12 protein-coding genes are annotated in these 11,263 nt (G+C 65.6%); 9 read left to right on the top strand and 3 right to left on the bottom strand.

Annotated features, from left to right (window positions below; all coding sequences use genetic code 11):
- The first annotated feature begins 96 nt into the window (after nucleotides 1–96).
- The 9 genes from rapZ to AC3A4Z_RS02045 all read left to right on the top strand — a co-directional run bounded on the left by rapZ (nucleotide 97) and on the right by AC3A4Z_RS02045 (nucleotide 7,984).
- Nucleotides 97–1,020, top strand: a complete 924-nt coding sequence (gene rapZ, locus AC3A4Z_RS02005; protein ID WP_050055348.1) for an RNase adapter RapZ — start codon at nucleotides 97–99, stop codon at nucleotides 1,018–1,020.
- A complete protein-coding gene (locus tag AC3A4Z_RS02010; RefSeq protein WP_498709707.1) occupies nucleotides 1,020–2,036 on the top strand; it encodes a gluconeogenesis factor YvcK family protein in 1,017 nt (338 codons plus the stop codon). Before rapZ ends, AC3A4Z_RS02010 begins: the two co-directional genes overlap by 1 nt.
- 9 nt (nucleotides 2,037–2,045) lie before the next feature.
- Entirely contained in the window at nucleotides 2,046–3,026 is a 981-nt protein-coding gene (gene whiA, locus AC3A4Z_RS02015; RefSeq protein WP_050055346.1) for a DNA-binding protein WhiA, read from the top strand.
- Between the two features lie 99 nt (nucleotides 3,027–3,125).
- Complete coding sequence (locus AC3A4Z_RS02020) at nucleotides 3,126–3,752, top strand: superoxide dismutase (protein WP_050055345.1); 627 nt, start codon at nucleotides 3,126–3,128, stop codon at nucleotides 3,750–3,752.
- 261 nt (nucleotides 3,753–4,013) lie between these two features.
- On the top strand, nucleotides 4,014–5,024 hold the full coding sequence (gap, locus tag AC3A4Z_RS02025; protein WP_493969128.1) for a type I glyceraldehyde-3-phosphate dehydrogenase: 1,011 nt from the start codon (nucleotides 4,014–4,016) through the stop codon (nucleotides 5,022–5,024).
- 10 nt (nucleotides 5,025–5,034) lie between these two features.
- Nucleotides 5,035–6,261 (top strand): phosphoglycerate kinase, encoded by a 1,227-nt coding sequence (locus tag AC3A4Z_RS02030; RefSeq protein ID WP_498709710.1) that lies wholly within the window; start codon nucleotides 5,035–5,037, stop codon nucleotides 6,259–6,261.
- 95 nt (nucleotides 6,262–6,356) lie between these two features.
- The gene (tpiA, locus tag AC3A4Z_RS02035) at nucleotides 6,357–7,172 is read left to right on the top strand and encodes a triose-phosphate isomerase (protein ID WP_498709712.1); all 816 of its coding nucleotides are present in this window, start codon (nucleotides 6,357–6,359) and stop codon (nucleotides 7,170–7,172) included.
- A 50-nt stretch (nucleotides 7,173–7,222) separates the two neighbouring features.
- Entirely contained in the window at nucleotides 7,223–7,480 is a 258-nt protein-coding gene (gene secG / locus AC3A4Z_RS02040; protein ID WP_493969125.1) for a preprotein translocase subunit SecG, read from the top strand.
- Nucleotides 7,481–7,591: 111 nt separating this feature from the next.
- Nucleotides 7,592–7,984, top strand: a complete 393-nt coding sequence (locus AC3A4Z_RS02045) for an RNA polymerase-binding protein RbpA (protein ID WP_498709714.1) — start codon at nucleotides 7,592–7,594, stop codon at nucleotides 7,982–7,984.
- Here the strand turns inward: AC3A4Z_RS02045 and pgl are convergent.
- Genes pgl through zwf form a run of 3 tightly spaced genes read right to left on the bottom strand, consistent with a single transcriptional unit; the run spans nucleotide 7,937 to nucleotide 11,254 of the window.
- Nucleotides 7,937–8,755: a 6-phosphogluconolactonase gene (gene pgl / locus AC3A4Z_RS02050; protein WP_498709717.1), complete on the bottom strand. Its 819-nt coding sequence runs from the start codon at nucleotides 8,753–8,755 to the stop codon at nucleotides 7,937–7,939. The two genes, AC3A4Z_RS02045 and pgl, sit on opposite strands and share 48 nt — an antisense overlap.
- Nucleotides 8,745–9,686: a glucose-6-phosphate dehydrogenase assembly protein OpcA gene (locus AC3A4Z_RS02055; protein ID WP_498709719.1), complete on the bottom strand. Its 942-nt coding sequence runs from the start codon at nucleotides 9,684–9,686 to the stop codon at nucleotides 8,745–8,747. Before AC3A4Z_RS02055 ends, pgl begins: the two co-directional genes overlap by 11 nt.
- Complete coding sequence (zwf, locus tag AC3A4Z_RS02060; RefSeq protein ID WP_498709721.1) at nucleotides 9,683–11,254, bottom strand: glucose-6-phosphate dehydrogenase; 1,572 nt, start codon at nucleotides 11,252–11,254, stop codon at nucleotides 9,683–9,685. The genes AC3A4Z_RS02055 and zwf overlap by 4 nt, the downstream gene beginning before the upstream one ends.
- Between the last annotated feature and the right edge of the window lie 9 nt (nucleotides 11,255–11,263).

Genomic DNA, 11,263 nt, shown 5'->3' on the forward strand with positions numbered 1-11,263 from the left:
CTTAGCGGACTTCAGCGATTCTTAGCTAGGGTTGGGGAGGGGTGCGGGCCAACGCGGGCCGCCCCACCAGGCAACTGAAGAAACGGGGCGGACTTAATGGCAGACACAACGGCGGAATCCGGAGCAGGGGAGGACGGGATGCAGCCCGTCAAGCCGCTCGAAGCGGAACTGCTGGTGGTCACTGGGATGTCCGGAGCCGGGCGGAGTACAGCTGCTGACGCGCTGGAGGACCATGGCTGGTACGTCGTGGAAAACCTGCCGCCGCAGATGCTGGGCACCCTGGCCGAGCTCGTCTCGCACGCGCCGCAGTCCATCCCCAGGCTGGCCGTGGTCATCGATGTGCGCAGCAAGGGACTCTTCGCGGACATCCGCGCGGCGCTGGGCGCGCTGGCTGCCAGCGGTGTGACCTTCCGCGTCCTCTTCCTCGATGCCAGCGACAACGTGCTGGTCCGCAGGTTTGAACAGGGACGCCGGCCGCACCCCCTGCAGGGCGGCGGCCGCATCCTTGACGGCATCGCCGCCGAACGGGAGCTGCTGCAGGAACTGCGCGACAGCTCCGACGTCGTGCTGGACACCTCGGGTTACAACGTCCACGGCCTGGCCACCGCCATCACGGAGCTTTTCAGCGAGACCGGCCCGGTGGCCCTGCGGTTGAACATCATGAGCTTCGGCTTCAAGTACGGGCTGCCGGTCGACGCCAACTACGTGGCGGACGTGCGCTTCATCCCCAACCCGCACTGGGTGCCCCAGCTCCGCCCGCACACCGGCCTGGACAAGGACGTCAGCGATTACGTCCTTGAAGCCGAAGGCGTCAAGAACTTCGTGGACCGCTACGTCATGGCGCTGGAACCCGTCCTGGACGGCTACCGCCGCGAGAACAAGCACTACGCCACCATTGCCGTGGGCTGCACCGGCGGCAAACACCGCTCGGTGGCGGTCGCCGTCGAGCTTTCCAAGAAACTGGCCCAGTTTCCCCGCGTCACCGTGACCACCACGCACCGGGACCTGGGCCGGGAGTAATGTCGCTCTTCACCGGTGCCCTGCCGCTGGTTCCACCGGCCGGAACGGCCCCGAACCAGCCGGTCAAAGGGCGGAACGTTGTTGCACTCGGCGGCGGCCACGGCCTGTCGGCTTCCCTTTCGGCCCTGCGCCTGCTCACCACGGAGCTGACGGCCATCGTCACGGTAGCGGACGACGGCGGGTCTTCCGGGCGTCTGCGCGACGAGTACGGCGTCCTCCCGCCGGGAGACCTCCGGATGGCCCTGTCCGCCCTGTGCGATGACACGGACTGGGGCCGGACCTGGCGCGATGTTATGCAGCACCGCTTCCGCCCCGGAAAGGGCCCGGGCGGCTCCCTGGACGACCACGCCACGGGAAACCTGCTGATCGTCACACTTTGGGAGCTGCTCGGGGACGCCGTCGCCGGGCTCCGGTGGGCGGGCGCGCTGCTCGGAGCCCGCGGCCAGGTCCTGCCCATGTCCACCGAACCCTTAACCATCGAAGGCGACGTACGGGTCACCGCCCCGGACGGCACCTCGCAGCTGGAGACCATCCACGGCCAGGCACGGTGTGCCGTGGCCGGTTCCCTGGAGTCGGTGCGCCTCCTGCCCGAAGCCGCACCCGCCTGCGTGGAAGCCCTCTCCGCCATCGAACTGGCGGACTGGGTGATCCTGGGACCGGGCTCCTGGTACACCTCCGTGCTGCCGCACCTGCTGCTCCCCGAGATGCAGCAGGCGCTGTGCCACACCCCGGCCAAACGCCTCCTGACCATGAACCTGGCCACGGACACCAAGGAAACCAGCGGCATGAGCGCTGCCGACCACCTCCATGTCCTGCGGCGGTACGCGCCGGACTTCAGCATAGACGTGGTCCTCGCCGACCCCGCATCGGTTCCCGACCTGCCTGAGTTCCAGAAGGCCGCCGCGATGATCGGAGCCGAGGTGGTCTTGGGTAAAGTAGGGGCGTCGGGCCGCCGACCCGTCCATGACCCCCTGCGTCTGGCCACGGCGTACCACGACATTTTCGGGAACAGTTAGGAAGGTGCCATGGCACTGACAGCATCAGTCAAGGAAGAACTTTCCCGTCTGGACATCAAGAAGTCATCAGTCCGGAAAGCGGAAGTCTCAGCCATGCTGCGCTTCGCCGGCGGGCTCCACATCATCTCCGGCCGGATCGTCATCGAAGCCGAGGTGGACCTGGCCTCAACGGCCCGCCGCCTCCGCGCGGCCATAGCCGAAGTCTACGGACACCAGAGCGAAATCATTGTGGTCTCCGCCGGGGGACTGCGCCGCGCCAGCCGCTACGTGGTCCGGGTGGTGCGCGACGGTGAGGCGCTGGCCCGGCAGACGGGCCTCCTGGACGGCCGTGGCCGCCCCGTGCGGGGGCTGCCGTCCGCCGTGGTCAACGGTTCCGCAGCCGACGCCGAAGCAGTGTGGCGGGGTGCCTTCCTGGCCCATGGCTCACTCACCGAACCCGGCCGCTCCTCCTCGCTGGAGGTTACCTGCCCGGGCCCGGAGTCGGCGCTGGCACTGGTGGGCGCCGCCCGGCGCCTGGACATCCAGGCGAAGGCCCGCGAGGTCCGGGGTGTGGACCGTGTGGTCATCCGCGACGGCGATACCATCGCAGCCCTCCTCACCCGCATGGGCGCCCACGACGCCCTCATGGTCTGGGAGGAACGCCGGATGCGCAAGGAAGTCCGCGCCACCGCCAACCGGCTGGCCAACTTTGACGACGCCAACCTGCGTCGCTCAGCCCAGGCCGCGGTCGCCGCGGGCGCCCGGGTCGACCGGGCACTGGAGATCCTTGGCGACGACGTGCCGGAGCACCTGAAGTACGCCGGCGAACTCCGCGTGGCGCACAAGCAGGCCAGCCTGGACGAACTGGGCCGGCTGGCCGATCCCGTGATGACCAAGGACGCCATCGCCGGACGGATCCGCAGGCTGTTGGCCATGGCGGACAAGCGTGCCCTTGACCTGGGCATCCCTGGAACGGACGCCAATGTGACGCCGGAAATGCTGGACGAGTAACCGGCCCATAGAATCAAAAAGATTCCGGGTGCCAGACGCCCGGATGCACAATCCGAGAGTTACCAACCGGACCAAGGGTCCACGATATTGGAGGATTTTGTGACCGAGTACGTACTGCCTGAACTCAGCTACGACTACGCTGCCCTGGAGCCGCACATTTCTGCGCGCATCATGGAGCTGCACCACAGCAAGCACCACGCCGCCTACGTGGCCGGCGCCAACAACGCCCTGGCCCAGCTGGCCGAAGCCCGCGAGAAGGGCGACTTCGCCAACATCAACCGGCTGTCGAAGGACCTCGCGTTCCACACCGGCGGGCACATCAACCACTCCGTGTTCTGGAACAACCTCTCCCCGGACGGCGGCGACAAGCCCGAGGGCGAGCTGGCAGCGGCCATCGATGACGCTTTCGGTTCCTTCGACGCGTTCCGCGCCCAGTTCTCCGCAGCCGCACTCGGCCTGCAGGGTTCCGGCTGGGGCTTCCTGGCCTACGAGCCCATCGGTGGGAACCTGGTCATCGAGCAGCTGTACGACCAGCAGGGCAACACGGCGCTGGGCACCACCCCGCTGCTGATGCTGGACATGTGGGAGCACGCCTTCTACCTGGACTACGTCAACGTCAAGGCCGACTACGTCAAGGCGTTCTGGAACATCGTGAACTGGGCCGACGTCGCCAAGCGCTTCGAGGCTGCCCGCACCAACGCCACCGGACTCATCACCCTCCGGTAGTGACATGCGCTACACGCGCCTGTAACAAACTTCACATTCGGACTTAAACCAACCGCAATGTGGACCGTCCGCCCCCGCACTTGCGGGGGCGGACCCAGTTAAACGTAAGATAGGTCACGGAAGGCGGTTAGCCTTCAGCAATGAGGCTGGTCGCCCTCCGCATGTAAATCATCTCTGCCCAATGGCGTGCGGGATCTGTTAGTTGGCTTGATAGCCCGCTCAACTAGTTGTGCTTCTCAAAGCACCAAGGAGACTGAAAAAGTGACGACCCGTATTGGTATCAACGGCTTTGGCCGTATTGGCCGCAACTACTTCCGCGCGGCCCTGGCACAGGGCGCGGACCTGGAGATCGTTGCAGTCAACGACCTCACCAGCCCGGAGGCCCTCGCCCACCTGTTCAAGTACGACTCCGTGGGCGGCCGCCTGAAGGAAACCATCGAGGTCAAGGACGGCAATATCGTCGTCAACGGCAACGTCGTCAAGGTCCTGGCTGAGCGCGATCCCGCCAACCTCCCCTGGGGCGAGCTGGGCGTGGACATCGTGATCGAATCCACCGGTTTCTTCACCAAGGCCGCCGATGCGCAGAAGCACATTGACGCCGGCGCCAAGAAGGTCCTGATCTCCGCCCCCGCTTCGGATGAGGACATCACCATCGTGATGGGTGTCAACCACAACCTCTACGACAATGCGACGCACCACATCATCTCCAACGCTTCCTGCACCACCAACTGCCTCGGTCCGCTGGCCAAGGTGGTTAACGACGAATTCGGCATCGAGCGTGGCCTGATGACCACCGTCCACGCCTACACCGCAGACCAGAACCTGCAGGACGGCCCGCACAAGGACCTGCGCCGCGCACGCGCTGCAGCCATCAACATGGTCCCCACCTCCACCGGTGCAGCCAAGGCCATTGGCCTGGTCCTGCCCGAGCTCAAGGGCAAGCTGGACGGCTACGCCATCCGCGTTCCCGTCCCCACCGGCTCCGCCACCGACCTCACCGTCACCGTCTCCCGCGAGACCACCGTGGAGGAAGTCAACGCCGCCCTCAAGCGCGCTGCCGAATCCGAGGAACTGCAGGGCTTCCTGACCTACACGGACGAGCCCATCGTCTCCTCCGACATCGTCGGCGACCCCGCCTCGTCCATCTTCGACTCCGGCCTGACCAAGGTGATTGGCAACCAGGTCAAGGTTGTTTCGTGGTACGACAACGAATGGGGTTACTCCAACCGACTCGTTGACCTTACGGAGCTTGTGGCGTCCAAGCTGGGCTAGGGTTAGACACATGACATCTCACACCCTCAACGAACTGATCGCTGAAGGTGTCCGCGGGCGGTACATTCTGGTTCGAAGTGACCTGAATGTGCCGCTCGACGGCTCTACAGTGACTGACGACGGCCGGATCAAGGCCTCCCTGCCAGTGCTGCGAAAGCTCACGGACGCCGGTGCCCGCGTGCTGGTAACAGCCCACCTCGGACGCCCCAAGGGTGCCCCGGAGGAAAAGTACTCCCTCAAGCCTGCGGTTGCCCGCCTGGCTGAGCTGGCGGACTTCACAGTCACACTGGCCGCTGACACCGTGGGCAGCTCCGCAAAAGACGCCGCAGCATCCCTCCAGGACGGTGAAGTGCTGGTCCTGGAGAACGTCCGCTTCGACGCCCGCGAAACCAGCAAGGACGACGCCGAGCGCGGCGCCTTCGCTGACGAGCTGGTGGCCCTGACGGGCGACAACGGCGCCTATGTGGATGACGCCTTCGGCGCCGTGCACCGCAAGCACGCCAGCGTGTATGACGTCGCCACCCGGCTGCCGTCTTACCTGGGCGACCTCGTGCACACCGAGGTGGAAGTTCTCCGCAAGCTTACGGCGGACACCCAGCGCCCCTACGTGGTGGTGCTCGGCGGCTCCAAGGTCTCGGACAAGCTGGCGGTCATCGACAACCTGCTCGGCAAGGCGGACACCATCCTGGTGGGCGGCGGCATGCTGTTCACCTTCCTCGCCGCGGCCGGCCATAAGGTGGGCTCCAGCCTGCTGGAAGAAGACCAGATCCCCGTGGTCCAGGACTACCTGAAGCGCGCAGCGGACGCCGGCACCGAATTCGTGGTGCCTACGGACGTGGTGGTGGCGGAGAAGTTCGCCGCCGACGCCGCCCACGAGACCGTCGCCGCTGACGCCATCGAAAGCAGCAGCTTCGGTGCGCAGGGTATCGGACTGGACATCGGACCTGACTCGGCGGCTGCTTTCGCCGAACGGATCAAGGGTGCCAAGACCGTCTTCTGGAACGGCCCCATGGGCGTCTTCGAATTCGAGGCGTTCTCCGCCGGGACGCGTTCCATCGCCCAGGCCCTCACCGAAACCGGCGCGTTCACCGTCGTGGGTGGCGGCGACTCAGCTGCCGCAGTCCGCACCCTCGGGTTCGCGGATGACCAGTTCGGGCACATTTCCACCGGTGGCGGCGCCAGCCTGGAATACCTCGAAGGCAAGGAACTCCCGGGGCTTAGCGTCCTGGACCGGTAGTAATAGCGTCCGGTAGCCGTACCGGACGTCCGGCCGGCAGGTTGCCCCGCGGCAGCCTGCCGGCCGCATACATATCAAAGACTTTTGGAGAATACGTGACATCGTCAACGAACGGCGCTTTTGACCGCAAGCCTTTCATCGCGGGCAACTGGAAAATGAACATGGACCACGTCCAGGCCATCACCCTCCTGCAGAAACTTGCCTGGACCCTTTCAGATGCCAAGCACGACTACAGCCGGGTGGAGGTCGCCGTCTTCCCGCCGTTCACCGATCTGCGCGGCGTGCAGACCCTGGTCCAGGGCGACGACCTGGATATCGCCTACGGCGGCCAGGACCTCTCCCAGTTCGATTCCGGCGCCTACACCGGTGACATCTCCGGCCAGTTCCTGAACAAGCTGGGCTGCAAGTACGTGCTGGTGGGCCACAGCGAGCGGCGGACCATCCACAACGAGTCCGACGACGTTCTGAATGCCAAGGTCAAGGCTGCCTTCAAGCACAACCTCGTTCCCGTGCTCTGCGTGGGTGAAGGCCTTGAGATCCGCCAGGCGGGCACGCACGTCGAGCACACCCTCGCCCAGCTCCGTGCCGCTGTCGCCGGGCTAAGCCCGGAGCAGGCCGCTGAGCTTGTTGTGGCCTACGAGCCCGTCTGGGCCATCGGAACGGGCGAGGTTGCGGGACCGGCAGACGCACAGGAAATGTGCGCCGCCATCCGCACTGAGCTTGAGTCCCTTTTCGATGCCGCAACGGCTGCCAAGACCCGGCTCCTGTACGGTGGTTCGGTCAAGGCCAATAACGCCGCAGCCATCCTGAAGGAACGCGACGTGGACGGCCTGCTGGTGGGTGGCGCAAGCCTCGATCCGGCCGAGTTTGCTAATATTGTCAGGTTCGAGAGTCACCTGGTGACGGACTAGTCCGTCCCGCCGCGCACACTCCCGTCATTCCAACTTTCTGAAAGGCCGTCGTGGACGTTCTTCATGTCATTCTGCAGATCCTCCTTGGCATCACCAGCCTCCTGCTGACGTTGCTGATCCTCCTCCATAAAGGACGGGGCGGCGGACTGTCCGACATGTTCGGTGGCGGCATGAGCTCGGGCCTGAGCTCCTCAGGGGTTGCTGAGCGGAACCTGAACCGGTTCACCATCATCCTCGGCGTCACCTGGGGCATCGTCATCATCGCCCTGGGACTTATTATGCGTTTCACCGGCGGCGGAGACTCCTGACCTCCGGATAAAAGGTTCCGCGCGGGCACTGCCGCCGCGCCGGTCCGCGAACTAAACTGTGGCTGTCGGTTCCCCGGCAGCCACAGTTCTGTTTAACAGGCAGGAGCCCCGATGATCCATCCAACATCAGGTTTCCGGGGCACCCGTGCGGGTGCAACGGCAGGTACAGGAACGAGCCTCGAATCGGGGGAGCACGGGAACAGCCTTCCGCGCATCCGGATCTCGTACTGGTGCGCCAAGGGACACGAAACGCAGTTGGTGTTCGTCAAACTTCCCGAGGACCAGATTCCGGCGGTGTGGGATTGCCGGCGGTGCGGTGCGGTGGCGGCAAGGGACGGCGCGGCGCCCGCTGATGCTGACATCCTCGATGACGGCTACAAGAGCCACCTGGAATACGTTAAAGAGCGGCGCTCCAGCCAGGATGCCGAAGACCTCCTGGCTGGAGCGCTGGAAAAGCTACGCGCCCGCAGCGTCCTTCCGGACGAGTTGCTGCGGGACACGTGACGCCGCATTTTCATCAATAAGCCACAAGGTCCGTGATGTACCGCGGGGACCCGCAGCAGGAACCTGGACCGGGTTGGCGCCGGCCAGTGCCAAGCCCACAGCGCCGGCTTTGTCTTCGCCAGCCACTACCATCCAGACTTCCGTGGCGGTATTGATAGCCGGCAGTGTCAGCGAGACCCGCAGGGGAGGGGGCTTGGGCGAATTGCGGACGCCCACCACGGTGCGGGTTTTCTCCCGGATGCCGGCCTGCTCGGGGAAGAGTGACGCGATGTGTGCGTCCGGTCCCACACCCAGCAGGACAACGTCCAGGCGGGGGAGCGCCGAAGGTTCCTCCGGCCGGTCATCAGACATGTCGGCTGCATGTTCCTCAGCTGCGGCCTCCCGCAACCGGCGCGCATAGTCCTCCGCTGCCTCCTCCGGGCTGCCGAACTGGTCCGATGAGCCGGGCTCATGGACACGGTCCGGGTCCACCGGGATGTGCGAGAGCAACGCCTCGTACGCCTGCCTGGTGTTCCGGTCATCATCGCCGGTCGCGACGAACCGCTCATCACCCCACCAGAAATTGACCTTCGACCAGTTGACTGCGGGAGCAGCCGGAGAGTCAGCAACAGCCTTAAGCGTCCCGATGCCCACCGTGCCGCCGGTCAGCACCACGGTAGCTTCACCGTACTTGTCCTGCACATCAACAAGCTTGGTAATCAGGCGCGCCGCAATGGCTGCCATCAGCACCGACGAATCAGGATGGATGCTTACTCTTGGCTCAACGCTCACTGGGTCGGACGCTCCTTAGATTGGTACGTGGCAGTCCCATAGTAATCACTTCGCCGAAGACTTCGTCCGGGTCCAGGCGCCGCAGCTCCTCGGCCAGGCAGTCGCGGAGGCTGCGGCGGGGCAGTGTGATCCGCTGGGCGGGCTGCCCCGGCTGGGTCAGCTCGGCCACGGACAGTCCCGGGCGGAAGAGCTGGACGTCGCCGCCTGGACGCGTGAGCCGTACGCGCCGGATGCCGGTCCCGGCGGGGTCAGCCACGATGGTCACCGGTGCTTCCAGGGCCAGGGTGAGCCAGGCCGCGAGGAGGATGGTGGACGGGGAGTCCGAGGCACCCTCGACGGCGACGGCAGTCACCGGCGAGGAGTCCACTTCGTCCAGGGCCGCCGCGAGCTGGATCCGCCAGTTGGTCAGGCGGGTCCAGGCCAGGTCCGTGTCGCCGGCCCGGTAGGTTTTGTGGATCCGCGCCAGTGCCGCCTGCGGGTCGGGTTCGTTGGCGGAGTCGGTGATCCGGCGGTGGGCGATCCGGCCGATGGAGGTCTCGCAGGCGTTTTCCGGGGCGCCGTGCGGCCACCAGGCCACGATCGGTGCGTCCGGGAGCAGCAAAGCAGCGACGAGGGACTCGGACTCATGGGACAGTTCTCCGTAGCCGCGCAGCACGATCACCTCGGAGGCGCCGGCGTCACCGCCCACCCGGATTTGGGCGTCGAGCCGGTCCGCTGCGTCGGCTCCGGCGTCGGCCAGGACGATGATCCGGCAGGGGTGTTCCCGGCTGGCATCGTTGGCGGCCTCGATCGCTTCTTCTTCAAGTCCGGATTTTGTGACCACCACGAGGGTGAGTACCCGGCCCAGTGCGATCACGCCGCCCTGCTCGCGCAGGGCCATGAGCTTCTTGGAAACGTTGGAGGTGGTGGTGTCCGGCAGGTCTACAATCATGGCCTTCTCCAGGTTCGTCCGTCGCGGGCCAGCAGCTCATCGGCGCTGGCCGGCCCCCAGGAACCGGGGGCGTAGGGTTCGGGCTGCTCGTCCAGGGTGGCCCAGTAGTCCTCGAACGGGTCAAGGATCTTCCAGGACAGCTCCACTTCCTCATGCCGCGGGAACAACGGCGGCTCACCCAGCAGCACATCCAGGATCAAACGCTCATACGCTTCCGGGGACGACTCGGTGAAGGAGTGGCCGTAGCCGAAGTCCATAGTCACGTCGCGGACTTCCATCTGCGTGCCCGGGACCTTGGAACCGAACCGGATGGTCACGCCCTCATCGGGCTGGACCCGGATCACCACGGCGTTCTGGCCAAAGTCATCCTCCCCGTGGTCACGGAACAACAGGTTCGGTGCACGCTTGAACACCACCGCGATCTCCGTCACGCGCCGGCCCAGGCGCTTGCCGGCGCGAAGGTAGAACGGCACCCCGGACCAGCGGCGGGTGTGGATGTCCACCCGGATCGCGGCGAACGTTTCGGTGGTGGAGTTGGCGGGGATGCCTTCTTCCTCCAGGTAGCCCTGGACCTGCTCGCCGCCCTGCCAGCCGCCGGTGAACTGCCCCCGGGCTGAGTGCGTGGACAGATCATCGGGGAGCTTGACGGCGGCGAGGACCTTTTCCTTTTCGGCGCGCAGGTCATCGGCGTTGAAGGAGATCGGTTCCTCCATCGCTGTCAGGGCCAGCAGCTGGAGCAGGTGGTTCTGGATCACGTCCCTCGCGGCGCCCACGCCGTCGTAATAGCCTGCCCGGCCGCCGGTGCCGATGTCCTCGGCCATGGTGATCTGGACGTGGTCCACGTAGTTGGCGTTCCACAACGGCTCGAACAGCTGGTTCGCGAAGCGCAGCGCCAGGATGTTCTGGACCGTCTCCTTGCCCAGGTAGTGATCGATCCGGAACACGGCATCCTGCGGGAACACCGACTCAACGATGTCGTTCAGCTTCCGGGCCGACTCGAGGTCGTGCCCGAATGGCTTCTCGATGACCACACGCCGCCACTTGTCGCCCTCGGCCTGCGCCAGGCCGTGCTTGGACAGCTGCCGGCAGACCTGTTCGAACGCCTTCGGCGGGATCGACAAATAGAACGCATGATTTCCGCGGGTGCCGCGGACGTCGTCGAGTTCCTTGATCGTCTCGCCAAGACGCTCAAAAGCGCCGTCGTCGTCGAACTCGCCCTGGACAAAACGGATGCCCTCGGACAGCTGGTTCCACACCGCCTCATCAAAAGGCGTGCGCGCGTAGGCCTGCACCGAGGCCTTCACCTGACCGGCGAAATCCTCATCAGTCCACTCCCGGCGCCCAAAACCCACCAGCGCGAAGCTCGGCGGCAGCAGCCCGCGGTTGGCCAGGTCATACACAGCCGGCATGAGCTTCTTGCGGGCAAGGTCGCCAGTGACTCCGAAGAGCACCAGCGAGGACGGACCGGCAATCCGGTTCAAACGGCGGTCACGGGGATCCCGCAGCGGATTACGCAGCGTTTTGCCGGGACGCGTCCCGGGCGACCTGCCGTATTCAGTTTCTGGCATGTTGCTTTG

Source organism: Arthrobacter sp. Soil_C_49, from assembly GCF_057656635.1.

Bases quoted from the DNA above. Each gene is read 5' to 3' on its own strand.
- AC3A4Z_RS02055 (WP_498709719.1), bottom strand. From the start codon at position 9,686: ATGATTGTAGACCTGCCGGACACCACCACCTCCAACGTTTCCAAGAAG.
- whiA (WP_050055346.1), top strand. From the start codon at position 2,046: ATGGCACTGACAGCATCAGTCAAGGAAGAACTTTCCCGTCTGGACATC.
- AC3A4Z_RS02010 (WP_498709707.1), top strand. From the start codon at position 1,020: ATGTCGCTCTTCACCGGTGCCCTGCCGCTGGTTCCACCGGCCGGAACG.
- AC3A4Z_RS02030 (WP_498709710.1), top strand. From the start codon at position 5,035: ATGACATCTCACACCCTCAACGAACTGATCGCTGAAGGTGTCCGCGGG.
- AC3A4Z_RS02045 (WP_498709714.1), top strand. From the start codon at position 7,592: ATGATCCATCCAACATCAGGTTTCCGGGGCACCCGTGCGGGTGCAACG.
- rapZ (WP_050055348.1), top strand. From the start codon at position 97: ATGGCAGACACAACGGCGGAATCCGGAGCAGGGGAGGACGGGATGCAG.
- zwf (WP_498709721.1), bottom strand. From the start codon at position 11,254: ATGCCAGAAACTGAATACGGCAGGTCGCCCGGGACGCGTCCCGGCAAA.